Source organism: Stenotrophomonas sp. SAU14A_NAIMI4_5 (assembly GCF_003086795.1).
GTDB lineage: Bacteria > Pseudomonadota > Gammaproteobacteria > Xanthomonadales > Xanthomonadaceae > Stenotrophomonas.
In genome coordinates this window covers 3863355-3888587 of record NZ_CP026003.1, presented here as the reverse complement: position 1 = coordinate 3888587, position 25233 = coordinate 3863355, and the positions used below count along the sequence as shown (strand labels likewise).

Below are 25233 nucleotides of genomic sequence, written 5' to 3'. Positions count from 1 at the left end.
GGCAACAAGAGCCGCCGGGCACGGCCCGGCGCTACCGTACATCGGTCAATCGGCGTAGATCATCTTCCGCGTCATGCCGCCGTCGACGATGAAATCCTGCCCGGTGCTGAAACCGGACAGCGACGACAGCAGGTACACCGCCAGTGCGCCGATGTCTTCGGGCTCGCCCACGCGCCCGACCGGGTGCTGGCCGTGGTCGCTGGCCGAATACTCCGGCGCATGCCGCCGCGAAGGAGCCTGCCAGGCGGTGGTGCCGATCCAGCCGGGGCTGATGCTGTTCACGCGTACCGCCGGGCCGGCACTGATCGCCAGCGCGTGGGTGAAGGCCACCAGCCCACCCTTGGCGGCGGCATAGGCCTCGCTGTTGGCTTCCGACTGCCACGCGCGGGTGGAGGCGACGTTGATGATCGAACCGGCCGCGCTGGCCTTCAGTGCCGGCAGCGCATGCTTGCTGCACAGGAACGCGCCATGCAGCGAGGACAGCCGTCGCTGCCACTCGTCCCATTCCATGTCCTGCAGCACGGTGCCGTGCGGGCCGGCGATACCGGCGTTGTTGACCAGGCCATCGATGCGGCCGAAACGCTGCTGCGCCGCGCCGATGAAGTCGCGCACGCTGGCTTCGTCGGCGATGTCCAGGCGCTGGAACGCGGCATCATCGCCACGCTGCCATTCGTCCAGGCAGGCCTGGCCTGCTTCCACGTCCAGGTCGCCGATCAGCACGCGGCCACCGGCGCCCAGCACGGCCTGCGCCACGCCGCGGCCGATGCCGTTTGCACCGGCGGTGATGAGTACCACCTTGCCCTGCAGCGGTGCCGCCGGCCACGCGGCGATGGGTGGGGCCGCGCTCACGACAGGTCTTCCCCGCGCAGGCGACGGTGCCAGCCGGCCACGCCGATGCGGTCCAGGGTCTGGATGTTGCGCTCGACGATCACGTCCGGGTCCGGGAAGGCGTCCACGGCGCGTTCCACACTTTCCTCGCGCAGCAGGTGCAGGGTGGGGAAGGGCGCGCGGTTGGTGTAGTTGCTGGCATCGTCGGCGGCCACGCCATCGAACTGGTAGTCCGGGTGGAAGCTGGCCACCTGCAGGATGCCCTGCAGGTCCAGTGCCTCGATGGCAGCGTCGGCGTTGTCGAGAAAATCGTTGTAGTCGAGGAAATCGGTCAGCACCTGCGGATGCACGATCAGGGTGGTGTCGATCTGCTCGGCGGGGGTGTCGCGCAGCAGCACGAGCTCCTCGACTAGCTGTTCAACCAGCGCCTCGGGCGTGGTCGCATCGCTGAGTACGAAGCGGACCTGGTCCTTCACGTATACCGCCTTGGCAAACGGGCACAGGTTCAGGCCGATCACGATGCGCTCCAGCCACAGGCGGGTGGCGGCGATCGGGTCGTCGGTGGGCAGGGCGGGGTCGGTCATGGCGGACGCTTCGGCTGGCGGGGGCCGCCATTGTAGGCAGTCGCCTGCGGCTGCGTCGCTGGACAGTGGCGACGAGCTGAATGCCATCCCTCCCTCTATGGTGCATACCACTCTCTGCGCCAGGGCAGACTGGCGGCAAGGGCGTCCAAAAATACAATTATTCTGATGCAGTTTTTAATTGACGGCAATTTTTCTGAGTTATACGGTGGTGTCGAGCAATGAGAAATCTTTAGCTCGATCAATCAATCATCTACATGGGGTCTGAAGAGATGAGGAAATTTGTTTTCTTGATTCTGACGGTCATGAGTTGTTATTCAATTTCAGTATCTGCGATGCAATCAGGGCGCTCTGAAGGTGTGCACCCTGAAAATGTTGTGCTTGCGTACGCGCCCATCAATTCTTTTGAGCAGCTTGATGATCATATGAATGCTCTGAAGCTCGACTCGCCCATGGTGGCCTTGTCGCAAAGCGCGAGAGAAAGATTCATCGCAGGGCTGCAGTTTGGTAGCCAGGGGCTGGCAAGCTACGACTACGAGCCGATTACATCTGAACTGACCGCTGCTCAGGCATATCGACTCCTTTCACTGTTTGGTGCTCAGCGAACTCTTTCATTGCTGCCCGGCTTGAAAATAGAGTCTGCATCTGACCGGGAAGTCATGAATTCTTCGGATGCTGAATTTTCAAGGAAGGGTGGTCCTGTGCATGATATTATCGACTACCCTGGATTTGCCTGTGTTCGTCGAGCGACTTGCACTGTTTCTCCGCATAGTATCTGCATGGCGAGCTGCTGACTTGGTGGTTCGTGCATTAATTTTGGTATTTCTGGTTCTGTCGCCGGCGACCCTGCGGGCGGCAGGACCTATAGATTCTCGCATCATTGAGCTGGACCGCGCCTTGATCGCGGCAGGCGCTGCTGACCGTGCGGAGCAGTTGGCTGCGACATACAGAGAATGGAAAATACGCAATCTTTCAGGGGGCAGTTCCTCGCACTTGGGTGATGCCGTTCTTCACGAGTCATTCCGGGCAGGTGCACGAGTATCCCAATATCTCGGTGATACGCCATCACTTCTTGATCTTGAAGAAATTTATCTGCAGATGGTTGGAAGGAACATAGCTAGTCGTAGTGAACATCTGGCAATGTACGGAGCGCTTATCCAGAATCGTGAATTCCCCCGCGCCGTTGCTTTGGCAAAGCGGGAGAGTTTGTCGGTTCCCGATCTTCCTGTCATAAGCGGGGCGCGGAGTGATAAGCAAGGTGTGCTCCAGGCATCGAAGGATGGCAGATTGGAGTGGCGCCCTTGGATTTATCGGAAGGGCTACGAAGTGATTGCCTATGTTAGCCCGAGTTGCGGCTTCTCTCGCGTAGCAATGAAGTCTATTTCAGAAGAGGTTGAGTGGTCATGGATAAGGCCGAACATTAGATTGATTGTTCGTCGGGCGCCGTTCTGGCCTTACCCTGGTGTCAGTGAGTGGAATGAGGTGAATGAGCTTCTTCCAATGCAAAGTCAAGCCGCAGCAGTGGGGTGGGGTGCTCTGGATGTTCTCGAAACTCCGGTTTTTCATGTGGTTCAGGATGGGGCTGTAATAAAAACGATATATGGGTGGCAGGATTCTGGTGCGGAGCTTGCAGAGATGCGCGGGTACTTTACAGAAGGTCATTGATTTGGGAGGTCTGCTAGTTCGGGTATGCAGTAACTTGGCGCGGGGTTCCCGGGCCCGGGGATGCAGTGGCCTGTAAGCAGATCGGGAGGATAGCCGGGTCCTGGCGCGGCGCTATAGAGCGAGCGTTGGGTCTGGGCGAACAATCATTGCCGATGCTGGATTCTCGGCGCTGTAGCGAGTTGGTGCCGCCAGAGGCAGACGAATGCTGAATCTCGCTGCGTTCGAGGTTTCGCTCCAGTCCCTCAAGGGGAGGGGCTGTGTCGACAGCAGCTGGCCGCACAACGCCTATGGATCGGACGGCGCAAACAATGTCAACTCTTGTGCAGTGTTCTTGGCCAGGCTGCGGTCGCAGACACTGATGCAGCTGAACTGCTGTTTGATCAAAAGGAACGGGCATTCGACTTTGACCCGAGTGCTGGCATCTCAACGCTTGCGGTGCTCAACCTGCTTCCGCTCCCCTGCGTTGCCGATCACTTTCACCGTTGAGCGCTAGGTAGCATTGGGAGACGTCGCCTTGTAATCGGACAGGTCTGCACGCTTGTCTGCACCGCTCTCGTCGATAACGCCGGTGACTTTACTCGTCTCGGCAGTGCGATAGCACACCATCACCTTCAGGTCGCCCACTTCGCTGCAATTCATGCCACACGCCAGTCCCGAGCACGCTTCTGCGCGGATATGCGCCTTGATACCGACGTGGCTCTAGTCTCGGGGTCGGTCATGGCGGGCGCTTCGGCTGGCGGGGGCCGCCATTGTAGGCAGTCGCCCGCGGCCGCGTTGTTCACTGTCCACGCACTGGACAGTGGCGATGCTGGAAAGTCCCATCCATTCAAGCTCTTGCCGAGATCGCACCGATGGCCGATTGCCTGCGCGGCGGGCCAGGCGTGCAATGGACGCACGACACAGGAGGACACCTCATGACTGCATCTTCCCCGTGGCTGCCGGACGAACTCTGGTCCGGCGCCTTCTTCGACGGCCAGTGGCAGGCCGCCAGCCAGCGCCAGCCGGTGATCGAACCGGCCACCGGCCAGACCCTCGGCGAGGTCGGCCTGGCCGATGCCGCCCAGGTCGCCACTTCGGCCGCCGCCGCCGCGCAGGCCCAGCAGGCCTGGGCCGCCGCCCCCTACGAACAGCGTGCGCAGGTGCTGCGCCAGGCCGCGCGCCTGGCCGAAGACAACATCGACACCCTGGTGGACTGGCTGGTGCGCGAAAGCGGTTCGACCCGCCTCAAGGCCGGCTTCGAGGCCAAGGTGACCATCAAGGCACTGCACGAAGCCGCCGCGCTGCCCTCGCGCAGCACCGGTGAAATCCTGCCCTCCGAACCGGGCCGGTTGAATCTGGCCCGGCGCCGTCCGCTGGGCGTGGTCGGGGTCATCTCACCGTTCAATTTCCCGCTGTACCTGGCCATGCGCGCGGTGGCACCGGCCATCGCGCTCGGCAATGCCGTGGTGCTCAAGCCCGACCCGCGCACCGCGGTGTGCGGTGGTGCGGTCATCGCCCGCCTGTTCGAACAGGCCGGGCTGCCGGCCGGCGTGCTGCACATGCTGCCCGGTGACGGCGCCGCCGGTGCCGCGCTGACCAGCGATCCGCACGTGGCGATGATCCAGTTCACCGGTTCCACCGCCGCAGGCCGCAAGGTCGGCGAAGCGGCCGGCAAGCACCTGAAGAAGGTCTCGCTGGAACTGGGTGGCAAGAACTCGCTGATCATCCTCGACGATGCCGACCTCGATCTGGCCGTGGCCAACACTGCCTGGGGCGTGTACCTGCACCAGGGCCAGATCTGCATGGCCACCGGCCGCGTGCTGGTGCACAGGAAGATCCATGCCGCGTTCCTGGAAAAGCTGGTGGCCAAGGCCAAGTCGCTGAAGGTCGGCGACCCGGCACGCGAAGACGTGGCGATCGGTCCGCTGATCAACGCCACCCAGCGCGACCATGCCGCCCGCGTGGTGGCCGACGCGGTCAAGGCCGGCGCCACGCTGGAAGCCGGCGGTACCCACCAGGACCTGTTCTTCGCGCCCACCGTGCTCGGCAACGTGGCTGCCGACAACCCGGCATTCAATGAAGAAATCTTCGCGCCGGTGGCGGTCGTGGTGCCGTTCGACGATGACGACCAGGCCGTGCAGCTGGCCAACGACAGCGAATACGGCCTGTCGATGGCCATCGTGTCCAGCAACGTCGGCCGCGCGCTGAAGCTCGGCGAACGCCTGCGCACCGGCCTGCTGCACATCAACGACCAGACGGTGAACGACGAAGTGATCAATCCCTTCGGCGGCGTCGGTGCGTCCGGCAACGGCACCAGCATCGGCGGCCCGGCCAACTGGGAAGAGTTCACCCAGTGGCAGTGGTTGACCGTCAAGGGCGAAGCGCCCGCCTATCCGATCTGATCGAAGGAACCATCACGATGAACGACAACACCGCAACGCGTGAGATCACCGCCGCCGTGGTCCGCGGCAAGGAACAGCCTTTCGTCATCGAGCAGGCGCAGCTGCGCGGCCCGCAGGACGACGAGGTACTGGTGAAGGTGGTGGCCACCGGCCTCTGCCACACCGACCTGATCGTGCGCGACCAGTACTACCCGGTGCCGTTGCCGGCGGTGCTCGGCCATGAAGGCGCCGGCATCGTCGAAGCCGTGGGCCCGAACGTGCGCGACCTGAAGGTGGGTGACCACGTGGTGCTGACCTACGGCGCCTGCGGCCACTGCAATCCCTGCCGCGGCGGCCACGGTGCCTACTGCAAGGATTTCTTCGGGCTCAACTTCGGCGGCGACGATGGCCACGGCCATACCGCCATCACCGATGCGCAGGGCCAGCCGCTGCACGATCATTTCTTCGCGCAGTCCTCGTTCGCCACCTTCGCCATCGCGCGCGAGATCAACGCGATCAAGGTGCCCGACGATGCGCCGCTGGAACTGCTGGGCCCGCTGGGCTGCGGCATCCAGACCGGTGCCGGTGCGGTGCTCAATTCGCTGAAGGTGCGCTCGGGCAGCAGCTTCGCCAGCTACGGTGCCGGCGCGGTGGGCCTGAGTGCGGTGATGGCGGCCAAGGTGGCCGGTGCCACCACCATCATCGCCATCGATGTGGTGCCGTCGCGCCTGGAGCTGGCACTGGAGCTGGGCGCTACCCACGTGGTCAACAGCCGCGAGACCGACGTGGTTGAAGCGGTGCGTGCGATCACCGGTGGCGGCGCGGATTTCGCCCTGGAATCCACCGGTCGCCCGGAAGTGCTGTCGGCCGGCATCGAGGCGCTGGGCGGGCTGGGCATGATGGGCGTGGTGGGTGCGCCGAAGCTGGGCACCACGGCCAGTTTCGATGTGAACAACCTGCTGTTGGGTGGTCGCAGCATCCGCGGCATCGTCGAAGGTGACAGCGTGCCGCAGGTGTTCATTCCGCAGCTGGTGACGCTGTTCCTGCAGGGCCGGTTCCCGTTCGACAAGCTGGTGAAGTTCTATCCGCTGGAGCAGATCAACCAGGCGGCCGAGGACAGCACGCGCGGGATCACCCTGAAGCCGATCCTGCGGATCGCGGCGTAACGCCCGGTAGTGCCGGCCGCTGGCCGGCAACAGCAACTGCAACGTCAACAGCAACAGCGGGCTATCCGTGGGATGGCGGGGTGGGTCCGGTTGCGGGGGACGCCGTGAACCCCCCTCCGGGGTCCGGCCCAGCCGCTGGCGGCTGTGCGTTCGGGCGCTTGCGAAGCAGTGCTTCGCAAGCAAAGCGCCCTCACCCATGGGGGCTTGGTCGCGCTTGCTCGTGTGCGCTGTCCTGCGCACACGGCAAGACCGGGGTTGGGCGTCCTGCCCAACCCGCCCGAGGCATGCCTCGGGCCCATGCGGCTCACCCCCCCTCAACCGGACCCACCCCGCCTTCGACAGTTTCCCGCGAGCTGTCGCAACCTGCTGCTGATGGTGGGTGCCGACCGTTGGTCGGCACGGGGTCGGATCCGTTTTCCACCGGAAAACGGCTCTGACCCCTTGTTTGAACGCGTCTTGAAACAGAAACATTCCGTTGCCGGGACGTAACGCGGCCATGCGTGCGCGGGTGTACTCTGCTTCCATGATGGCCACGACAGTCGGGCAACAACAGCTGGTCGCCGCGCGCGCAGCGTTCGCGGAAGGCGATGTGCAGTCCTTGGCGGTGTTGCCGCTGCCGCTGCAGCACTCCTGGCAGCGTTCGCGCGCGGCTGGTGTGCAGCCGGGGCAGGAGCCTCACTACCCGCCGCTGCAGGGCAATGGCCTGCGCCTGCGCGATCCCGAAGACCGCCGGCTCGCGCGCTGCGTGCAGCCCGAACTGGAACAGCTGTGGGCCGCCTTCGGTGGGCGTGGCTGGACGATGTTCTGCGCCAACCGCGAGGGACTCGTCATCGCCCAGCAGGCGCATGGCCTGGAGGATGCGCCGCTGCTGCGGCCGATCCAGGTCGGGCGGCGGCTGGGCGAGGCCGAGATCGGAACCACGGCGCCAGCGGTCAGCCTGGCCGATGACGTGCCCGCGCTGGTGCGTGGCAACGAACATTACCTGCAGCGCTTCGCGCCGGTGTTCTGCCTGAGCGAACCGTTGCACGACCTCGATGGCCAGGTCTGCGGGGCGATCGACATCACCGGGCTGGGCGAGCGTGATCCGGCGCTGCTGCAGGGCTACTTCCGGCAGGCCGCGCTGGCCAGCGAGAACCGGTTGTTCCAGGGTCTGAGCGATGTGCACCTGCTGGCCGTGCAGCACGATCCGCGCTGGCTGGCCACGCCGCTGCAGGGGCTTCTGGCGGTGCAGGATGATTGGCAGCTGCGCGCTGCCAACCGCGTGGCACGCCGCCTGCTGGGCCTGCCGCGCCGCGGGCCCTTGCCGCTGCTGTCGATGGAGACGGTGTTTGCCGGTGCCAGTGCGGCGCAACGGCGTCGGCTGCTGCAACCGGGGCCTGCGCACCGGGTGCGGCTGGGCGAGGGCAGCGCGCTGTTCCTGCAGCACCTGCGCGCACCGCGTGCGCCCCGCACGCGGGTGGCGGCAGCAGCGGTGGCGGTCGCAGACGTGCCATTGCGGCAGCAGCAGCGCGAAGCCGCACGGCGTGCGGCGCAGGCGGCCGAAGGCAATCTCAGCCTGGCCGCCCGCCAGTTGGGGATCTCGCGCACCACGCTGTACAAGCTGCTGCGCGATTAGTTGAGCAGTCCGCCGGGCATGGCCCGGCGCTACCGCTGCAGCCCGGAGCGACACCCTGGTAGCGCCGGGCCATGCCCGGCGGCATCCATCAGTCGCGGAAGTTGTTGAACTGCAGCGGCAGCTCGAACTTGCCGGCCTTCAGTACCGCGATGGCGTCCTGCAGGTCGTCGCGCTTCTTGCCCTGCACGCGCAGCTTGTCGCCGTTGATCTGGCTTTCCACCTTCAGCTTCGCTTCCTTCAGGGCAGCGGCGATCTTCTTGGCGATCTTCTGCTCGATGCCCTGCTTGACGGTGATCTTCTGCCGGGCCTGGGCCAGGTTGGTCTCGATGTCGCCGAACTCCAGGCTCAGCACGTCGATGCCACGCGCGGCCAGGCGGGCGCGCAGGATGTCGTTCATCTGCTTGAGCTGGAACTCGGTCGGTGCGGACTGGTTGATGACATCGCCCTCGCGCTCGAACTTGGCTTCCACGCCCTTGAAGTCGAAGCGGGTGGCCAGTTCGCGGTTGGCCTGGTCGATGGCGTTGGTCAGTTCGTGGGTGTCGACTTCGGACACGACGTCGAAGGAAGGCATGGGCGTGGCTCCGCGGAATTCAGTGGCCACCATTCTATCGCGGCACCCGTGCCCGGCGCCCGGCGGGGCACGCGGTCGGCGATAATGGGCCATGAACGCGCAACGCTCCCCCTCGCGCGCGGTGGCCTGGATGGTCGCCGCCGTGGCCTGCTTCTCGCTGATGGACGCCGGCATGAAACAGCTGTCGGCCAGCTACCCCTCGCTGGAGGTCACCTTCCTGCGTGGCGCAGCCTCGCTGCCCTTCGTGCTGGTCTGGGTGCTGGCCAGTGCCGGCCCGCGCTCGCTCATCCCGCGCCGCTGGGGCCTGCACCTGCTGCGCGGCGGCCTGGGCATGGCGATGATCGGCTGCTTCGTCTACGCGTTGCGCGACCTGCCGCTGTCCACTGCCTACAGCATCTACTTCGTGGCCCCGCTGCTGATCGCGGCGCTGTCGGTGCCGCTGCTGGGCGAGCGGGTCGGGCCGCGGCGCTGGGTCGCCATCGGCGTCGGCCTGCTGGGCGTGATCGTGGTGCTGCGGCCGGGCGTGGATGGCTTCATTTCCATCCCCGGCCTGATGGTGCTGGCCGCCGCCACCGCCTACGCCATCGCCGCCATCACGGTCAGCCTGCTGACCCGCACCGATACCTCGCAGTCGATGGTGGTCTGGTTCCTGGTCATCATGGCCATCGGTGCCGGCCTGCTGGCCTTGCCGGGCTGGGTGCCGCTGCAGCTGGCGCATGCGCCGCTGATCGCCGGCATGGGCCTGGCCGGGGCGCTGGGCCAGATCGCCCTGACCCGCGCCTTCCAGCTGGGCGAGGCGTCGATGATCGCGCCGCTGGAGTACAGCGGCCTGGTCTGGGTGATCGGCTGGGACCTGGCCTTCTGGGGCCAGCTGCCGGACGGCTACACCTGGGCCGGCGCGGCGATCATCGTGGCCTCGGGCCTGTACCTGCTGCACCGCGAGCGCCTGAATCGGGTTGAGCCGCCGAAGCCGCTGGATCATCCCTGAATCTGCCCGGGATGGGGTAGTGCCGGCCGCTGGCCGGCAACCCCTTGCGCTGGCAGGATCGCTGCGGTTGCCGGCCAGCGGCCGGCACTACCGGTTGCGGGGCTTCACGGCATCCTTAGAACCAAAAGGAATAACATTCTGGCCCAAGGCGCAGGCGCGCAACCGCCGGCGCTGGTAGGCTGCACGCCCCTTCCATCGTCCTGCCGGTGAGCCACGCCCGTGATCGAGTTCCAGCGCCTGCACAAATCCTATGCCGTTGCCGGCCGCCAAGTGAGCGCGCTGCAACCGCTGGACCTGACCATCGAGGCCGGCGAAGTGTTCGGCATCATCGGCCATTCCGGCGCGGGCAAGTCGACCCTGATCCGCATGATCAACCGCCTGGAAGAACCCAGCGGCGGGCGCCTGCTGATCGGCGGCGAGGACATCACCGCGCTGGATGCCGACGGGCTGCGCGCGCTGCGCCGGCGCATCGGCATGATCTTCCAGCACTTCAACCTGCTGTCCTCGCGCACCGTGGCCGGCAACGTGGCATTCCCGCTGGAACTGGGCGGCATGGCCAGGGCCGAGATCGACGCGCGCGTGGCCGAACTGCTGCAGACCGTCGGCCTGCAGGACCACGCGGCGAAGTATCCGGCGCAGCTGTCCGGCGGCCAGAAGCAGCGCGTGGGCATCGCCCGTGCGCTGGCCACCCGCCCGCAGATCCTGCTGTGCGACGAAGCCACCAGTGCGCTTGACCCGCAGACCACGGCCTCGGTTCTGTCGCTGCTGTCGAAGATCAACCGCGAGCTGGGCCTGACCATCGTGCTGATCACCCATGAGATGGATGTGATCCGCCGCGTCTGCGACCGCGTGGCGGTGCTCGATGCGGGTGAGCTGGTGGAAACCGGCCCGGTCACCCAGGTCTTCCTGCACCCGCAGCACCCGACCACGCGCCGTTTCGTCAGCGAATCGGAGCATGTGGACGAGGGCACGCTGCACCGCGATTTCGACGTGGTTGGCGGCCGCATCGTGCGCCTGACCTTCCTCGGCGGCGATACCTACGAACCGCTGCTGGGCAGCGTGGCGCGGCAGACCGGCGTCGACTACAACATCCTGTCCGGCCGCATCGACCGGATCAAGGACACCCCGTATGGCCAGCTGGTGGTCGCCCTGGTGGGCGGTGACCAGTCCGCCGCGCAGGCCGCGTTCGTGGCTGCCGGCGTGCACGTTGAGGAACTGCGTCGATGATCGTCGCTACTGCTGAAGGCTTCTTCCGCCACCTGGATGCGGACAAGTGGGTGGATATCGGCAAGGCCACCATCGAGACGCTGCTGATGATGGCCGGCTCGCTGCCGCTGACCCTGGCCATCGGCCTGCCGATGGGCGTGCTGCTGTACGTGTTCGGCGCGCCGCAGATGAAGCGTCGTCCGTTTGCCTACGGCGTACTGGCGATCGTGGTGAACCTGCTGCGTTCGGTGCCCTTCATCATCCTGATGGTGGTGCTGATTCCGGTGTCGCTGTGGCTGATGGGCCAGTCGATCGGCGTGCTCGGCACGCTGCCGGCGCTGGTGATCGGTGCGGCGCCGTTCTATGCGCGCCTGGTCGAGACCGCGCTGCGCGAAGTGGACCGTGGCGTGGTCGAGGCCGCGCAGTCGATGGGTGCCACCACCTGGCAGCTGGTCACCCGGGTGCTGCTGCCTGAAGCGCGGCCGGGCCTGATTGCCGCCGCCACGGTCACCACCGTCGCCCTGGTCGGCTTCACCGCCATGGGCGGTGCGATCGGTTCGGGCGGCCTGGGCGACCTGGCGCTGCGCGAAGGCTACCAGCGCAACCGCACCGACGTGGCCCTGGTCACCGTGGTGGTGCTGCTGATCCTGGTGCAGCTGCTGCAGATGCTCGGCGACCGCCTGGTCGCGCATTACACCCGCAAGTAATACGCCGCAGGTAGTGCCGGCCGCTGGCCGGCAACGATGCGATGCTTCCAGGCGTTCCGGAATTGCCGGCCAGCGGCCGGCACTACCATCTGTACCCGGCGCTTTCTCAGCGCACGTTCGGGACTTCGTAGCCCAGCTTGCCGACCTGGTCGGCGTGCTGCGGCACGCGCTTGAGCTTGTCGGTGTTCACGCCGTACTCGTCGCGCAGGCGCTCGGCCAGCTCCTTGTACAGCGCCTTGTCCATGTCCGGCTGGCGCGAGAAGATCCAGGCCATTTCCCGGCCCGGGTAGCCGATCATCGCCCACGAATAGTCCGGGGCGACTTCCAGCACGCGCGAATGGGTCGGCACGATCCGGTAGAACCAGGTGCGCCAGGCGTGGTTGCCGCTGTCGGCGTCGACGCTGGCACGTGCACGCACTTCCTGCTGCGGCGCACCGAAGCCATCGCGGTAGCGGTAGACGATGCCCACCTTGTTGTCGTCGCGCAGCGTGTACTCGTTGACGCTGGCCACGTGGCCGCGTTCGATGAAGTTCGGCACGCGGCCGATCACGTACCAGGTACCCATGAAGCGCTGCAGATCGATCGGCGCACCATATTCGGAGGCCCCCGATGCGCTGGCGCGCGGCGACGGCGGGTCGCTGGCGGCCAGCGCGGGGCCTCCAAGGGACAGAGCCAGCAACACGGCGCAGAACGGGCGGATCGAGGACATGCGGGAGCGAGCTCCATTGGGTGCCCAAGCATGGTCGACTGTGTGTGCTCGATCCGTCAATGGTGTCGCAGCTCATGAGAAGGCGGCGCGCCAAGCTGGGCATCATCGAATCGTCGAGAACGCCCATGAACGCTCGCTCTTCCCGTCGCAACCCTGCTGAACGCGACAGCTTCGCCTCCGACCGTCGCCTGCTGCGCAGCGTGCAGCAGCTGGCCCTGGCCGGGCTTGCGCTGGTGCTGGTGTGGCCGGCCGCGCGCGGCAGCAGTGTCTGGCTGGGCTGGCTGCCGCTGTGGCTGGTGGGCATGCCGGTGGCGGCCTGGTGGGCGCTGCTGGGCTGCCCGTTGCCGCTGCGGGCCTGGCTGCGCCGCCTGCGCCAGCCGGGCGTGCAGGCCCGGCGCCTGCCGGCACGGGCGCGGCGCGCGCGTACCGCTGCGGCCTGACCTTCGACACGGGGGCGGCCCCGGGGATCCGTGCTAGCGTGCCAGCGCTTATGACTGCCTGGAACCGCAATGTCACGATTCGCTTCCGCCTGCCTGCTGGCCGGCATGATGACCGCTGCTTCGGTGGGGACCGCCGTGGCTGCTGAAGAAACCGACCGTTACGCCTGGCTGGAGGACGTCACCGGCGACAAGCCGCTGTCCTGGGTCAAGGAACAGAATGCCAAGTCCGAGGGTCGCCTGGCGCAGACCCCGGCCTTCAAGCAGATGGAAGCCAGCATCCGCGAGGTGCTCGATTCGGACGCCAAGATCCCCGGCGTGCAGAAGATCGGCGACTATTACTACAACTTCTGGAAGGACCAGCAGCACGAGCGCGGCCTGTGGCGCCGCACCACCCTGGCCGAGTACCGCAAGGCCTCGCCGCAGTGGGAAACCGTGCTCGACCTGGATGCACTGAACAAGGCCGAGGGCGAGAACTGGGTCTGGCACGGCGCCGACTGCCTGCGCCCGGACTACAGCCGCTGCCTGATCGCGCTGTCGCGCGGCGGCGCCGATGCCGATGTCACCCGCGAATTCGACCTGGCCAACAAGACCTGGATCAAGGACGGCTTCTTCCGCCCCGAATCCAAGGGCGGCCTGGGCTGGATCGACCGTGATTCGGTGTTCGTCTACACCGATTTCGGCGACGGTTCGATGACCACCTCCGGTTACCCGCGCGTGGCCAAGCTGTGGAAGCGCGGCACGCCGCTGGCCTCGGCCAGCGTGGTCTACGAAGGCAAGCCGGAAGACATGTACATCGCGGCGATGCACGATGACACCCCGGGCTTCGAGCGCAACCTGGTCAGCCGTACGCTGGCCTTCTACAACAACGAGCTGTACCTGCGCGCCGACAATGGCACGCTGACCAAGATCGACGCGCCGAACTCGGCCGAGAAGGGCCTGCACAAGCAGTGGCTGACCCTGGAACTGCGCGACCCGTGGACCGTGGGCGGCAAGACCTACGCCTCCGGCTCGCTGCTGGCGACCAAGCTCGACGATTTCCTGGCCGGCAAGCGTGATTTCGAAGTCCTGTTCACCCCGACCGCGACCACCTCGCTGGCTGGTGCGACCTGGACCAAGAGCCACCTTGTGCTGAACGTGCTCGACGACGTCAAGAACCGCCTGTCGGTGCTGACCCCGGGTGCCAACGGCTGGCAGAAGAGTGAGTTCGTCGGTGCGCCGGCCTTCGGCACCCTGGCCGTGGGCGCAGTGGACAGCAACGACAGCGATGCGGTGTGGCTGACCGCCACCGATTACCTGACCCCGACCACCCTGGCCCTGGCCGACGTCGGCAAGGCCCCGGAAACGCTGAAGACCATGCCGGCCTTCTTCGATGCCGAGGGCAAGGTGATCGAGCAGCACTTCGCCACCAGCAAGGACGGCACCCGCGTGCCGTACTTCGTGGTGCACGACAAGGCGATGAAGCTGGACGGTTCCAACCCGACCCTGCTGTACGGGTACGGTGGCTTCGAGATCTCGCTGACCCCGAGCTACTCCGGTGGCATGGGCCGCGCCTGGCTGGAGAAGGGCGGCGTGTACGTGGTCGCCAACATCCGTGGCGGTGGCGAGTACGGCCCGCGCTGGCACCAGGCGGCGCTGAAGCAGAACCGTCACAAGGCCTATGAAGACATGGCCGCGGTCGCGCAGGATCTGGTCACCCGCAAGATCACCACGGCCAAGCACCTGGGCGTGCAGGGCGGCAGCAACGGTGGCCTGCTCACCGGCAACATGCTCACCCAGTACCCGGAACTGTTCGGTGCGGTTGTGGTGCAGGTGCCGCTGCTGGACATGAAGCGCTACAGCCACCTGCTGGCCGGTGCTTCGTGGATCGCCGAGTACGGCAACCCGGACACCAGCGACTGGGAGTTCATCAAGACCTTCTCGCCGTACCACCTGTTCGACGCGAAGAAGACCTACCCGCCGGTGCTGTTCACCACCTCCACCCGCGATGACCGCGTGCACCCGGGCCACGCCCGCAAGATGGCGGCGAAGATGATCGACGCCGGCAAGGACGTGACCTACTACGAGAACATCGAAGGTGGCCACGGCGGCGCAGCCAACAACGCGCAGGCCGCACACATGTCGGCCCTGGCCTACAGCTTCCTGTGGGAGCGCTTGGGCGGCAAGTAAGCAGAACGGAAAACGCCGCCCTCGGGCGGCGTTTTTCGTTGGGTTCCGCGCATCCACGCATGGCGTGTATCTACCAGTAGAGCCACGCCACGCGTGGATGTCGTTCGCGCCGGTCAGGCGCCCCAGCTTTTCAACCCGCGCGCAATCCGCTCCACCGCCTCCTGCAGCCGCGGCACTTCCTGCGTATACGCCAGGCGCACGTGCTGGTTGGCCCGGTGGAAGCCGAAATCCAGGCCCGGGGTGAATGCCACGTGCTCGGTTTCCAGGAAGTGCGCGCAGAACGCCTGCGCATCGTCGGTGAACGCACTGACGTCGGCGTACAGATAGAACGCACCCTGCGGCTCCACCTCGATGCGGAAGCCCAGCTCGCGCAGGGCCGGCAGCAGGAAATCGCGGCGCTGGCGGAACGCTTCGCGGCGCTGTTCGAAGATCGCCATCGATTCCTCGCTGAAACAGGCGAGGGCGGCATGCTGGGCGACGCTCGACGCGCTGATGTACAGGTTCTGCGCCAGCTTCTCCAGATCGGGCACCGCCGCCGGCGGCGCCACCAGCCAGCCCAACCGCCAGCCGGTCATGCCGAAGTACTTGGAGAAACTGTTCAGCACGAAGGCGCTGTCATCCACCTGCAGCACGCTGGGTGCATCCAGGCCGTAGGTCAGGCCGTGGTAGATCTCGTCCACCACCAGGTGGCCGCCGCGCGCATGCAGCGAGGTCGACAGCGCGGCCAGTTCATCGGCCGACAGCACGGTGCCGGTGGGGTTGGCCGGTGAGGCGACCAGCGCACCGACGCTGTCGGCATTCCAGTGCAGTTCCACCAGCGACGGGGTCAGCTGGTAGGCGGTGTCGGGGCCGACCGGCACCAGCTGCGCGCCGCCTTCCACCAGGCGCAGGAAGTGGCGGTTGCAGGGATAGCCGGGGTCGGCCAGCAGCCAGTGCCGGCCCGGATCGACCAGCAGGCTGCTGGCCAGCAGCAGTGCGCCGGAACCACCGGGGGTGACCAGGATGCGCTCGGGATCGATGTCCAGGCCGTAGTGGCTGCGGTAGAAACCGCTGATCGCCTGGCGCAGGGCCGGCAGGCCGCGCGCGGCGGTATAGCGGGTATGGCCAGCGGCCAGTGCGGCCTGGCCGGCGCGCACGACCGGTTCGGCGGTGGTGAAGTCCGGTTCGCCGATCTCCAGATGGATCACGTCGTGGCCGGCCTGTTCCAGCGCCTGCGCGCGGGCCAGCAGGGACATCACGTGGAAGGGGGCGATTTCATGGCTGCGCCGGCTGTAGCCCGGCGTGTGGGGCAGGGTGCTCATGCGCCCATGGTACGCCGGGCGGCAAGGGTGCGCCGCAGCGGTGGTAGAGTCGAGCTTGCTCGACTGCGGTTGCGGTCAGTCGAGCAAGCTCGACTCTACCTATGCCACGGACGCCATTGCGTAACCGCACCAGGACCCCTATCTCATGAAATCCACCCTCTGCCTGTTGCTTGCCAGCCTGATGACCAGCACCGTTACCGCCGCCACCCCGCCCGTTCCGCCGGATGCCGCCAAGCACCCGCACGAGGTCAAGGCGCCGTTCGGCGCCACCCGCAACGACGACTATTACTGGCTGCGCGACGACAAGCGCGAGAACAAGGACATGCTGGCCTACCTGCAGGCCGAGAATGCCTACACCGACCAGCTGCTGGCGCCGCTGAAGCCGCTCGAAGACACCCTGTACAAGGAAATCGTCGGCCGCATCAAGCAGGACGATTCCAGCGTGCCGGCGCGCGAGCGCGGCTACTGGTACTACAGCCGCTACGAGACCGGCCAGGACTACCCCATCCACGCGCGCCGCAAGGGCAGCATGGAGGCGGCCGAGGAAATCCTGCTGGACGTCAACGCGATGGCCGCCGGCAAGGGCTATTTCAGCGTCGGCGCGATGGAAGTCAGCCAGGACAACCAGCTGCTGGCCTGGGCCGACGATGATGTCGGCCGCCGCCAGTACACCATCCGCTTCAAGGACCTGGCCACCGGCAAGGTGCTGCCTGACGTCATCACCGGCAGCTCCGGCAACCTGGTCTGGGCCGACGACAACCGCACCGTGCTGTACGTCGAGAACGATCCGGAAACCCTGCTGACCGTGCGGGTGAAGAAGCACGTGCTGGGCACCCCGGCCAGCGCCGACACCGTCGTCTACGAAGAGAAGGACGACAGCTTCTACATGGGCATCGGCCGCACCCGCGACGATCGCTTCATCACCATCGGCGTGCACAGCACCGTGTCCTCGGAAGAGCGCTACGCGCCGGCCAGCGACCCGACCACCTTCACCGTGCTGGCGCCGCGCCAGCGTGACGTCGAGTACGACGCCGACCACTACGACGGCCGCTGGGTGATCCGCACCAACGATGGGGCGAAGAACTTCAAGCTGGTCACCGCGCCCACCGATGCCACCTCGCGTGCGCAGTGGAAGGACTGGATCGCGCACGACGATGCGGTGTTCATCGAAGGCTTCGAGCTGTTCGACAGCTACACCGCCATCGCCGAACGTTCCGAAGGCCTGGAGCGCATCCGCCTGCTGTTCAAGGATGGCCGCAGCGACTACGTGAAGGCCGACGAGCCGGCGTATTCGATGGGCCTGGGCGACAACACCGAGGCCGACACGCCGTGGCTGCGCTACGTCTACACCTCGATGACCACCCCGACCACCGTGTTCGAACTGAACACCGCCACCGGCGAGCGCCGCCAGCTGAAGGTGCAGCCGGTCATCGGCTATGACGCCTCGAAATACGAAACCGACCGCGTCTGGATCACCGCGCGCGACGGGGTGAAGGTGCCGGTGTCGCTGGTCTACCGCAAGGGCTACCAGAAGGATGGCAAGGGCGCGCTGTTCCAGTACGCCTACGGCAGCTACGGCATGTCGATGGACCCGTACTTCAACCAGACCGCGGTGAGCCTGCTCGACCGTGGCGTGGTCTACGCCATCGCGCACATCCGTGGCGGCCAGGAAATGGGCCGCGACTGGTACGAGAACGGCAAGCTGCTGCACAAGCAGAACACCTTCAACGACTTCATCGACGTCACCCGTGGCCTGGTGGCGCAGGGCTGGGCGGCCAGGGACCGCGTCGCCGCCTCCGGTGGCAGCGCCGGTGGCCTGCTGATGGGCGCGGTGGCCAACCAGGCGCCGCAGGATTACCGGGTGATGGTGGCGCAGGTGCCGTTCGTCGACGTGGTCACCACCATGCTCGACCCGACCATTCCGCTGACCACCAACGAGTACGACGAGTGGGGCAACCCGGAGCAGAAGCAGTACTACGACTACATGCTGTCCTACTCGCCCTACGACAACGTCAAGCAGCAGGCCTATCCGTCGCTGTTCGTGGGCACCGGCCTGTGGGATTCGCAGGTGCAGTACTGGGAACCGGCCAAATGGGTGGCCAAGCTGCGTGACGACAACACCGGCCACTACCCGATCGTGTTCCGCACGAACATGGAAGCCGGCCACGGCGGCAAGTCCGGGCGCTTCCAGCGTTACCGCGAGCTGTCCGAGTCGTATGCGTTCGTGCTGCAGCAGCTGGGCATCGTCCAGCCGTGATCGCGACAGGGTGCCGGGCACTGCCTGGTACCCTGAACCGGTATCCTTGCGGCCATGACCGCACCCGCACCACCGCCTCCGGATGACACGCCGCCGCCGCGCGTGGTGCGTTTCCGCTGGGCGTGGTGGCTGCTGGCCTATGCCAGCCTCGGCACCGGCATCGTCGGCATCTTCGTGCCGGGCCTGCCGACCACCGTATTCATCCTGATTTCGGCCTGGGCCGCCTCGCGCGGCTCCGAGCGCCTGCACACCTGGCTGCTGCAGCACCCGCGTTTCGGCCCGGCCATCGCCAACTGGCAGGCGCACGGTGCGGTCAGCCGCTACGGCAAGTGGATGGCCACGATCACCATGGCCGCGTGCGCCGGCATCATGCTGTGGTGCGTGCCGATCGCCTGGGTGAAGTGGTTTTCCATCGGCAGCATGACCGTGGTGGCGATCTGGCTGTGGACACGGCCGTTGCCGCCGCCGGCGGGGTAGAGTCGACCGTTGGTCGACTGCTGTCCCGGCCGCCGGCGAAAACCCCGCGCTGCGCGCGATAGTCGACCAACGGTCGACTCTACCAACCGCTCAGCCGCCAATGGCTATACTCGGGCGCATGAAGATCCCCCATCGCAACGCCATCCTGATTCCGCTGGCAGCGGCCTCGCTGCTGTTCCTGTCCGCCTGTGGCAACAAGGGCCCGCTGGTACTGCCGCAGAAGCCGGTGCCGGTGGAAGAGACGGTCGAACCGGCCGTCGCGCCCGAAGCCAGCCCGGAAGCCACCCCCGCCGCGACCCAGCCGACCAGCGACGGCAGCCCCTCGGTTACCCCGGACCCGATCAAGCCGGTGGACGGTGGGAATGAGTAAGGCCGGCTCCACGGCCCTGCGCTTCAGCAAGATGCACGGCGCGGGCAACGATTTCGTAGTGATCGACCTGCGTGACGGCACGCCGCCGCCCACCCCGGAACTGGCCGCGCGCCTGGCCGACCGCCATACCGGCGTGGGCTGCGATCAGATCCTGACCATCGAGGCCCCGCGCGCGGAAGGCTCGGTGGCGTCCTACCGGATCTGGAATGCCGATGGCTCCAATTCCGAGCAGTGCGGCAACGGCGCGCGCTGCATCGCCGCCTGGCTGGTGCGCGAGGGCAGTGCCCAGGGCGAGCGCTTCGTGATCGACAGCCCGCTGGCCAGCCACGAGGTGCAGGTGCTGGGCGATGGCCGCTTCTCGGTGGCCATGGGCGTGCCGGCGTTCGAACCGGCACAGGTGCCGCTGGTGGGCTTCGCCCATGCGCGCGATGAATACCTGATGCCGCTGCAGGGCGAAACCGTGCGCTTCTCGGCGGTGTCGATGGGCAATCCGCATGCGGTCATCGAAGTGGGCCTGATCGATGCCGCGCCGGTTGAGCGCGTCGGCGCACTGCTGCAGCAGCATGCTTCGTTCCCGCAGTCGGTCAACGTGGGCTTCGCCCAGGTGGTGGGCCCGGACCATGCGCGCCTGCGCGTGTACGAACGTGGCGTGGGCGAGACCCTGGCCTGCGGCAGTGGTGCCTGCGCCGCCGCCGTCACCCTGATGCAGCGCGGCCGCCTGCAGGGCGATGCACGCATCAGCCTGCCCGGTGGCGAACTGCGCATCCAGTGGCCGGGCGAAGGCCAGCCGGTGGTGATGGCCGGCCCGACCGCATTCGTCTTCGAAGGGGAGTGGATCGCATGAGTGAGACCGTCGACAAGCTCGGGGGCCATGACGTCGCTGCGTGGTTGCGGCGCCATCCCGGCTTCCTCAAGCAGTTCCCGGACCTGGCCCTGACCCTGGTGGTGCCGCGCGATGACGGCCCGACCGCGTCGCTGGCCAGCTACCAGCTGGAAGTGCTGCGCGAGAAGAACCGCGAGCTGGCGCGACGGTTGGCCGACCTGGGCGCCACTGCCCAGGTCAACGAGCGGTTGGCGGTGCGCACGCACCAGCTGACCCTGGCCCTGATGAAGCAGGACAACGCCGCCGACACCCTGCGCGCGATGGCGGCCTCGCTGCAGGAAGATTTTGCCGGTGACCTGGTGCGGCTGGTGGTGCACACGCCGGTGGCGGGCCTGGAGCAGGCCGAATGGCTGCAGGTGATTGCCGCCGACGACGCGCAGCTGGGCCCGTTCCGCGATTGCCTGAAGGACGGCGAGCCGATCTGCGGGCGCCTGCAGCCGGAAAAGAATGCCGTGCTGTACGGCGCGCGCAGCGATGAAGTGCAGACCACCGCACTGCTGCCGCTGCCCGGCATCGGCCTGATCGCCGTCGGCAGCCACGATGCCAACCGCTTCTACCCGGGCATGGGCACGCTGTTCCTGCGCATGATGGGTGATGCCCTGGTCGCCGGCCTGAAGCGCTTCGAGCGCTGAGCCGGGACGCACGACGATGAGCGCGGTACAGCACTTCCTGCAGCACCTGCAGGTGGAACGGCGGATGTCGGCGCATACGCTCGACGCCTACCGTCGTGACCTGGACGCGCTGTCGGTGTGGGTGGAACCGCGCGGCGTGGCGGTGGAGGCACTGGATGCTGAAACGCTGCGCCAGTTCGTCGCCGACGAGCATCGTCGCGGGCTGTCGGCCAAGAGCCTGCAGCGCCGCCTGTCGGCCTGCCGCAGCTTCTATGCGTGGCTGCTCAAGCATGGACGCATCGAAGCAAGCCCGGCCGCGACCCTGAAGGCGCCCCGTGCGCCGCGGCGCCTGCCGCAGGTGCTCGATGCCGATGAAGCGGTGCAGCTGGTCGAACTGGAACCGGAAGGTGAACTCGGCCGCCGCGACCGTGCGCTGCTGGAACTGTTCTATTCCTCGGGCCTGCGCCTGAGCGAAGTGTGTGCGCTGACCTGGCGCGACCTGGATTTCGACAGCGGTCTGGTCAACGTGCTCGGCAAGGGCAACCGCCAGCGCCGGGTGCCGTTCGGGCGGCCCGCGCGCGAAGCACTGCTGGCCTGGCGCGCGGAAAGTGGCGGTGGCCCGGCGACGCCGGTGTTCCCCGGCCGCAACGGGCCGATCAGCCAGCGTGCGGTGCAGATCCGCATCCGCCAGCTGGCCCAGCGCCAGGGCCTGTTCAAGCACGTGCACCCGCACATGCTGCGGCACAGTTTCGCCAGCCACATCCTCGAGTCCTCCGGCGACCTGCGCGGCGTGCAGGAACTGCTCGGCCACGCCGACATCGCCACCACGCAGATCTACACCCACCTGGATTTCCAGCACCTGGCCAAGGTCTACGACGCCGCGCATCCGCGAGCCAAGCGCCGCAACAGTCCGCCCGACAAGGCTGAATAGCCCCCGCTTGATCTGCATCAGGGCAGGGTGGGCGCCATCGGCGCATCGTGGCCGCAGGCCACGAGGAAACCGCCAGCATGGCAAAGCCCATTCCCCTGCATCCCCGGCACCCCGAACGCATCTGCTGGGGCTGTGACCGCTACTGCGCGGCCGACGCGCTGGCCTGTGGCAACGGCTCGGGCCGCACCCAGCACCCCATCGAAACCCAGGGCGAGGACTGGTACATCGCCTGGGGCATCGAGCCGAATCCAGAGCGGCCTTCGCATGCCAAGCGCTGAACGGCAGCCATCCGCGCAGGCTTGATCGCTCCCGGCGCTGTCCCCATGTCCCGTGAACAGCTATCGGAGGCCGCATGGACCCCAGTCAGAATCCCAATGTTTTCCACGCCACCACCATCGTCTGCGTGCGCCGCGGCGACCACGTGGCCATTGCCGGTGATGGCCAGGTCACCCTCGGCCACACGGTGATGAAGGGCAACGCGCGCAAGGTGCGCCGCCTTGGCCGCGATGGCCAGGTGCTGGCCGGCTTCGCCGGTGCCGCCGCCGATGCCTTCACCCTGTTCGAGCTGTTCGAGGCCAAGCTGGAAAAGCATGGCCAGCTGCAGCGCGCCGCCGTCGAGCTGGCCAAGGATTGGCGTACCGAACGCCGCCTCGGCAAGCTGGAAGCCCTGCTGGCCGTGGCGGACAAGGAAACCTCGCTGATCATCAGCGGCACCGGCGATGTGATCGAGCCGGAGGACGGCATCATCGCCATCGGTTCCGGTGGTTCCTACGCACTGTCGGCCGCACGCGCGCTGATGGCGCACACCGAACTGGATGCACGCACGATTGCCAGCGAGGCGATCGGCATCGCCGGCGACATCTGCATCTACACCAACCGCAACGTGGTGGTCGAGGAGTTGTGACGGGGAACCCGTCACAGACATTCCAGATTCGCCGGGCATGGCCCGGCGCTACCGTCCGGAGCCGTTCGGTTCCGGCATCGTAGACAACGAATTCGTGAGCACATCCATGTCGAAGATCGAAGTTTCCTCCGCCACCATGACCCCGCGCGAAATCGTGCAGGAACTGGACCGGCACATCGTCGGCCAGCACGACGCCAAGCGCGCGGTGGCCATCGCCCTGCGCAACCGCTGGCGCCGCATGCAGCTGGTGCCTGAGCTGCGCAATGAAGTGATGCCGAAGAACATCCTGATGATCGGCCCGACCGGCGTCGGCAAGACCGAGATCGCCCGCCGCCTGGCCACCCTGGCCAATGCGCCGTTCGTGAAGGTCGAAGCGACCCGCTTCACCGAAGTCGGCTACGTCGGCAAGGACGTCGAGCAGATCATCCGCGACCTGGCCGATACCGCGGTCAAGCTCTATCGCGAACAGGCCAAGGTGCGCGTGCGTACCCAGGCCGAAGAACGCGCTGAAGACCGCATCCTCGATGCGCTGCTGCCGCGCCGCAGTGGTGGCATCGGCTTCGATCCGGAAGTGGCCCGCAACGAGCCGTCGGCGCAGGACAACGAGACCCGCATCAAGTTCCGCAAGATGCTGCGCAACGGCGAGCTGGACGAGCGCGAAATTGAACTCGACCTCGCCGCCAACGTCAGCATGGACATCATGACCCCGCCGGGCATGGAGGAGATGGGCCAGCAGCTGAAGTCGATGTTCGCCAACCTCGGCGGTGGCGCCAAGGCGCACAAGCGCACGCTGACCATCAAGGCCGCGCGCCCGCTGCTGATCGAGGAAGAAGCCGGCAAGCTGGTCAACGAGGACGACATCCGCACTGCGGCGATCGAAGCCTGCGAACAGCACGGCATCGTCTTCATCGACGAGATCGACAAGGTCGCCAAGCGCGGCGATAACGTGGGTGGTGGCGACGTTTCGCGCGAAGGCGTGCAGCGCGACCTGCTGCCGCTGGTGGAAGGCTCCAACGTGTCCACCAAGTACGGCACGATCAAGACCGACCACATCCTGTTCATTGCCTCGGGCGCGTTCCACCTGGCCAAGCCCAGCGACCTGATCCCGGAGCTGCAGGGTCGTTTCCCGATCCGCGTGGAACTGGGCGCGCTGAGCAAGAACGACTTCGTGCGCATCCTGACCGAGCCGAAGGCCGCGCTGACCAAGCAGTACGAAGCGCTGCTGGCCACCGAGGGCGTCAAGGTCAGCTTCACCGCCGATGCCATCGACCGCCTGGCCGAGATCGCCTTCCAGGTGAACGAGCGACAGGAAAACATCGGTGCCCGCCGCCTGCACACCGTGCTGGAGCGCCTGCTGGATTCGCTGAGCTACGAAGCACCCGACCGCGACGGTGAAACCCTGGCCATCGACAGCGCCTACGTCGATGCGCACCTGGGTGAGCTGGTGCAGGATCCGGACCTGAGCCGCTACATCCTGTAACACCAGGCGGGGTCGGATCCCTCGCGTCAGCGAGGGCTCTGACCCCAAGCCCAGCAACAGAAAAGGCCGCCGAAAGGCGGCCTTCTTCGTTTGCGCGTACGGCATCCACGCATGGCGTGGATCTACTGCAGCGCTGCCTGCTCACACCGCCCCGGTAGCGCCGGGCCATGCCCGGCGGCTCCGACCCTACGGCAGCGGCTCGGGAATCGAGCCCGGCACGAACACGCCTTCCTTCACGTAGGCGGTCAGGGTCATGTCCAGCGCGAGCATGCCGTCGCGCTTGAGGTCCATCAGTTCCGGTTCGACCATCGCCCCGTGCAGCACGCCCAGCACGGTGGCGTGCAGCATGCGCGCGGCGATCTTCGGGTCGGCGCCGTCGCGCAGCTGGCGCAGGTCCTGGGCGCGGCGCAGGGCGCGCTCCATCCGGTCCAGCGCATCGCGGAAGCCGGACTGCTGCAGCTCGGCCAGCGCACGGCTTTCCGACGAGGCATCGCTGCGCAGCATGATTTCCATGGTCTTGCGCAGGCGCTCATCCTCGGAGAGCTCGATGAACGAGTAGATCATCACCGCGCGCAGGTCGTGGATCGGCGTCTGCCGCTCGTCGCTGGAAGTGCGCTCCAGTTCCTGCATGAAGGGCAGGTGCACCCGCTGGATGATCGCGGCCAGCACCTCGGTCTTGTTCTTGAAGTGCCAATAGACCGCGCCGCGGGTATAGCCGGCGCGGGCACCGATCATCTCCAGCGTGGTCCGGGCCACCCCGTGTTCATGGAAGCAGGCCTCGGCGGCATCAAGGATGCCTTCGCGGGTTGCCTGGGTGTCTTCTTTGGTCTTGCGCGCCATGGGTCGGGGGAGTGGGTACCAGTGCCGGTGAAACCAGCCTAAATTGTACCGCTTTACAAACAAACAATCATGTATGTATATTTCGCCCCCATGCTCCCCGTCGTGTATGCGCGCCTGCTGATGCCTGCGCCGTGCGCGGGGATGCCTGCCCGCTGCGACAACCGCGCCCCAGGACCA

The 25233-nt window shown here is 66.6% G+C and carries 26 protein-coding genes; 19 read left to right on the top strand and 7 right to left on the bottom strand.

All coding sequences use genetic code 11. The features are described 5' to 3' along the window. Positions 1–45: 45 nt before the first annotated feature. Positions 46–849 (bottom strand): SDR family oxidoreductase, encoded by an 804-nt coding sequence (locus C1925_RS17855; RefSeq protein WP_108770068.1) that lies wholly within the window; start codon positions 847–849, stop codon positions 46–48. Beyond that, positions 846–1412, bottom strand: coding sequence for a DUF1415 domain-containing protein (locus C1925_RS17850; RefSeq protein ID WP_108770067.1), 567 nt, complete (start codon positions 1410–1412; stop codon positions 846–848). The genes C1925_RS17855 and C1925_RS17850 overlap by 4 nt, the downstream gene beginning before the upstream one ends. A 254-nt stretch (positions 1413–1666) precedes the next feature. Between C1925_RS17850 and C1925_RS21035 the strand changes: the two genes are divergently transcribed. Both C1925_RS21035 and C1925_RS21030 read left to right on the top strand, forming a co-directional pair. Then, positions 1667–2203 carry a hypothetical protein gene (locus C1925_RS21035; RefSeq protein ID WP_159097558.1) on the top strand — a complete coding sequence of 179 codons (537 nt, stop codon included), beginning with the start codon at positions 1667–1669 and terminating at the stop codon, positions 2201–2203. A 1-nt stretch (position 2204) separates the two neighbouring features. Then, positions 2205–3074 carry a hypothetical protein gene (locus tag C1925_RS21030; RefSeq protein WP_159097557.1) on the top strand — a complete coding sequence of 290 codons (870 nt, stop codon included), beginning with the start codon at positions 2205–2207 and terminating at the stop codon, positions 3072–3074. Positions 3075–3563: 489 nt separating this feature from the next. Here the strand turns inward: C1925_RS21030 and C1925_RS21025 are convergent, their stop codons facing one another. Next, positions 3564–3713 carry a hypothetical protein gene (locus C1925_RS21025; RefSeq protein WP_159097556.1) on the bottom strand — a complete coding sequence of 50 codons (150 nt, stop codon included), beginning with the start codon at positions 3711–3713 and terminating at the stop codon, positions 3564–3566. Between the two features lie 275 nt (positions 3714–3988). On the opposite strand from C1925_RS21025, the gene C1925_RS17845 reads away from it, so the two are divergent. The 3 genes from C1925_RS17845 to C1925_RS17835 all read left to right on the top strand — a co-directional run bounded on the left by C1925_RS17845 (position 3989) and on the right by C1925_RS17835 (position 8215). After that, positions 3989–5455, top strand: coding sequence for a benzaldehyde dehydrogenase (locus C1925_RS17845; protein WP_108770066.1), 1467 nt, complete (start codon positions 3989–3991; stop codon positions 5453–5455). A gap of 17 nt (positions 5456–5472) precedes the next feature. Further along, positions 5473–6600 carry an NAD(P)-dependent alcohol dehydrogenase gene (locus C1925_RS17840; protein ID WP_108770065.1) on the top strand — a complete coding sequence of 376 codons (1128 nt, stop codon included), beginning with the start codon at positions 5473–5475 and terminating at the stop codon, positions 6598–6600. Positions 6601–7123: 523 nt separating this feature from the next. Beyond that, a complete protein-coding gene (locus C1925_RS17835) occupies positions 7124–8215 on the top strand; it encodes a helix-turn-helix domain-containing protein (protein WP_108770064.1) in 1092 nt (363 codons plus the stop codon). A gap of 88 nt (positions 8216–8303) precedes the next feature. Here the strand turns inward: C1925_RS17835 and C1925_RS17830 are convergent, their stop codons facing one another. After that, on the bottom strand, positions 8304–8786 hold the full coding sequence (locus C1925_RS17830; protein WP_079223459.1) for a YajQ family cyclic di-GMP-binding protein: 483 nt from the start codon (positions 8784–8786) through the stop codon (positions 8304–8306). 91 nt (positions 8787–8877) lie between these two features. On the opposite strand from C1925_RS17830, the gene C1925_RS17825 reads away from it, so the two are divergent. From C1925_RS17825 to C1925_RS17815, 3 genes are all read left to right on the top strand, one after another. Further along, on the top strand, positions 8878–9774 hold the full coding sequence (locus C1925_RS17825) for a DMT family transporter (RefSeq protein ID WP_108770063.1): 897 nt from the start codon (positions 8878–8880) through the stop codon (positions 9772–9774). 219 nt (positions 9775–9993) lie between these two features. Continuing rightward, complete coding sequence (locus C1925_RS17820) at positions 9994–11001, top strand: methionine ABC transporter ATP-binding protein (RefSeq protein WP_108770062.1); 1008 nt, start codon at positions 9994–9996, stop codon at positions 10999–11001. After that, positions 10998–11687, top strand: coding sequence for a methionine ABC transporter permease (locus C1925_RS17815; RefSeq protein ID WP_108770061.1), 690 nt, complete (start codon positions 10998–11000; stop codon positions 11685–11687). Before C1925_RS17820 ends, C1925_RS17815 begins: the two co-directional genes overlap by 4 nt. A 106-nt stretch (positions 11688–11793) precedes the next feature. On the opposite strand, the gene C1925_RS17810 is transcribed toward C1925_RS17815, so the two are convergent. Continuing rightward, a complete protein-coding gene (locus C1925_RS17810) occupies positions 11794–12396 on the bottom strand; it encodes a lipocalin family protein (RefSeq protein ID WP_108770060.1) in 603 nt (200 codons plus the stop codon). A 125-nt stretch (positions 12397–12521) separates the two neighbouring features. Here C1925_RS17810 and C1925_RS17805 point away from each other — a divergent pair, with 125 nt between their 5' ends. Next, on the top strand, positions 12522–12836 hold the full coding sequence (locus C1925_RS17805) for a hypothetical protein (RefSeq protein WP_108770059.1): 315 nt from the start codon (positions 12522–12524) through the stop codon (positions 12834–12836). Between the two features lie 69 nt (positions 12837–12905). Continuing rightward, positions 12906–15002, top strand: coding sequence for a prolyl oligopeptidase family serine peptidase (locus C1925_RS17800; protein WP_108770058.1), 2097 nt, complete (start codon positions 12906–12908; stop codon positions 15000–15002). Positions 15003–15115: 113 nt separating this feature from the next. On the opposite strand, the gene C1925_RS17795 is transcribed toward C1925_RS17800, so the two are convergent. Next, positions 15116–16303 (bottom strand): pyridoxal phosphate-dependent aminotransferase, encoded by a 1188-nt coding sequence (locus tag C1925_RS17795; RefSeq protein WP_108770057.1) that lies wholly within the window; start codon positions 16301–16303, stop codon positions 15116–15118. A 145-nt stretch (positions 16304–16448) separates the two neighbouring features. On the opposite strand from C1925_RS17795, the gene C1925_RS17790 reads away from it, so the two are divergent. The 9 genes from C1925_RS17790 (at position 16449) to hslU (ending at position 24216) form a co-directional block, all read left to right on the top strand. Further along, positions 16449–18560, top strand: coding sequence for a S9 family peptidase (locus C1925_RS17790; protein WP_108770056.1), 2112 nt, complete (start codon positions 16449–16451; stop codon positions 18558–18560). Between the two features lie 54 nt (positions 18561–18614). Continuing rightward, entirely contained in the window at positions 18615–19037 is a 423-nt protein-coding gene (locus C1925_RS17785) for a YbaN family protein (protein ID WP_108770055.1), read from the top strand. A gap of 118 nt (positions 19038–19155) precedes the next feature. Further along, on the top strand, positions 19156–19407 hold the full coding sequence (locus tag C1925_RS17780; protein WP_108770054.1) for a lipoprotein: 252 nt from the start codon (positions 19156–19158) through the stop codon (positions 19405–19407). After that, positions 19400–20251: a diaminopimelate epimerase gene (gene dapF / locus C1925_RS17775; RefSeq protein WP_108770053.1), complete on the top strand. Its 852-nt coding sequence runs from the start codon at positions 19400–19402 to the stop codon at positions 20249–20251. Before C1925_RS17780 ends, dapF begins: the two co-directional genes overlap by 8 nt. Then, positions 20248–20922, top strand: coding sequence for a DUF484 family protein (locus C1925_RS17770; protein ID WP_108770052.1), 675 nt, complete (start codon positions 20248–20250; stop codon positions 20920–20922). The genes dapF and C1925_RS17770 overlap by 4 nt, the downstream gene beginning before the upstream one ends. 16 nt (positions 20923–20938) lie before the next feature. After that, positions 20939–21832 (top strand): tyrosine recombinase XerC, encoded by an 894-nt coding sequence (xerC, locus tag C1925_RS17765; RefSeq protein WP_108770051.1) that lies wholly within the window; start codon positions 20939–20941, stop codon positions 21830–21832. Positions 21833–21909: 77 nt separating this feature from the next. Next, positions 21910–22110, top strand: coding sequence for a DUF3079 domain-containing protein (locus C1925_RS17760; protein WP_108770050.1), 201 nt, complete (start codon positions 21910–21912; stop codon positions 22108–22110). A gap of 74 nt (positions 22111–22184) precedes the next feature. Next, positions 22185–22736 carry an ATP-dependent protease subunit HslV gene (gene hslV, locus C1925_RS17755; RefSeq protein WP_079223431.1) on the top strand — a complete coding sequence of 184 codons (552 nt, stop codon included), beginning with the start codon at positions 22185–22187 and terminating at the stop codon, positions 22734–22736. A 106-nt stretch (positions 22737–22842) separates the two neighbouring features. After that, a complete protein-coding gene (gene hslU / locus C1925_RS17750) occupies positions 22843–24216 on the top strand; it encodes an ATP-dependent protease ATPase subunit HslU (RefSeq protein WP_100473959.1) in 1374 nt (457 codons plus the stop codon). Between the two features lie 186 nt (positions 24217–24402). Here the strand turns inward: hslU and C1925_RS17745 are convergent, their stop codons facing one another. Then, on the bottom strand, positions 24403–25056 hold the full coding sequence (locus C1925_RS17745; protein WP_108770049.1) for a TetR family transcriptional regulator: 654 nt from the start codon (positions 25054–25056) through the stop codon (positions 24403–24405). Between the last annotated feature and the right edge of the window lie 177 nt (positions 25057–25233).

Excerpts from the sequence above, each read along its gene's own strand:
- C1925_RS17800 (WP_108770058.1), top strand. The coding sequence starts at position 12,906 with ATGTCACGATTCGCTTCCGCCTGCCTGCTGGCCGGCATGATGACCGCT.
- C1925_RS17805 (WP_108770059.1), top strand. The coding sequence starts at position 12,522 with ATGAACGCTCGCTCTTCCCGTCGCAACCCTGCTGAACGCGACAGCTTC.
- xerC (WP_108770051.1), top strand. The coding sequence starts at position 20,939 with ATGAGCGCGGTACAGCACTTCCTGCAGCACCTGCAGGTGGAACGGCGG.
- C1925_RS17835 (WP_108770064.1), top strand. The coding sequence starts at position 7,124 with ATGATGGCCACGACAGTCGGGCAACAACAGCTGGTCGCCGCGCGCGCA.
- dapF (WP_108770053.1), top strand. The coding sequence starts at position 19,400 with ATGAGTAAGGCCGGCTCCACGGCCCTGCGCTTCAGCAAGATGCACGGC.
- C1925_RS17850 (WP_108770067.1), bottom strand. The coding sequence starts at position 1,412 with ATGACCGACCCCGCCCTGCCCACCGACGACCCGATCGCCGCCACCCGC.
- hslU (WP_100473959.1), top strand. The coding sequence starts at position 22,843 with ATGTCGAAGATCGAAGTTTCCTCCGCCACCATGACCCCGCGCGAAATC.
- C1925_RS17845 (WP_108770066.1), top strand. The coding sequence starts at position 3,989 with ATGACTGCATCTTCCCCGTGGCTGCCGGACGAACTCTGGTCCGGCGCC.
- C1925_RS17745 (WP_108770049.1), bottom strand. The coding sequence starts at position 25,056 with ATGGCGCGCAAGACCAAAGAAGACACCCAGGCAACCCGCGAAGGCATC.
- C1925_RS17825 (WP_108770063.1), top strand. The coding sequence starts at position 8,878 with ATGAACGCGCAACGCTCCCCCTCGCGCGCGGTGGCCTGGATGGTCGCC.
- C1925_RS17790 (WP_108770056.1), top strand. The coding sequence starts at position 16,449 with ATGAAATCCACCCTCTGCCTGTTGCTTGCCAGCCTGATGACCAGCACC.
- C1925_RS17770 (WP_108770052.1), top strand. The coding sequence starts at position 20,248 with ATGAGTGAGACCGTCGACAAGCTCGGGGGCCATGACGTCGCTGCGTGG.
- C1925_RS17795 (WP_108770057.1), bottom strand. The coding sequence starts at position 16,303 with ATGAGCACCCTGCCCCACACGCCGGGCTACAGCCGGCGCAGCCATGAA.
- C1925_RS21035 (WP_159097558.1), top strand. The coding sequence starts at position 1,667 with ATGGGGTCTGAAGAGATGAGGAAATTTGTTTTCTTGATTCTGACGGTC.
- C1925_RS17830 (WP_079223459.1), bottom strand. The coding sequence starts at position 8,786 with ATGCCTTCCTTCGACGTCGTGTCCGAAGTCGACACCCACGAACTGACC.
- C1925_RS17760 (WP_108770050.1), top strand. The coding sequence starts at position 21,910 with ATGGCAAAGCCCATTCCCCTGCATCCCCGGCACCCCGAACGCATCTGC.
- C1925_RS17815 (WP_108770061.1), top strand. The coding sequence starts at position 10,998 with ATGATCGTCGCTACTGCTGAAGGCTTCTTCCGCCACCTGGATGCGGAC.
- hslV (WP_079223431.1), top strand. The coding sequence starts at position 22,185 with ATGGACCCCAGTCAGAATCCCAATGTTTTCCACGCCACCACCATCGTC.
- C1925_RS17810 (WP_108770060.1), bottom strand. The coding sequence starts at position 12,396 with ATGTCCTCGATCCGCCCGTTCTGCGCCGTGTTGCTGGCTCTGTCCCTT.
- C1925_RS17840 (WP_108770065.1), top strand. The coding sequence starts at position 5,473 with ATGAACGACAACACCGCAACGCGTGAGATCACCGCCGCCGTGGTCCGC.
- C1925_RS17785 (WP_108770055.1), top strand. The coding sequence starts at position 18,615 with ATGACCGCACCCGCACCACCGCCTCCGGATGACACGCCGCCGCCGCGC.
- C1925_RS21025 (WP_159097556.1), bottom strand. The coding sequence starts at position 3,713 with ATGAATTGCAGCGAAGTGGGCGACCTGAAGGTGATGGTGTGCTATCGC.
- C1925_RS17780 (WP_108770054.1), top strand. The coding sequence starts at position 19,156 with ATGAAGATCCCCCATCGCAACGCCATCCTGATTCCGCTGGCAGCGGCC.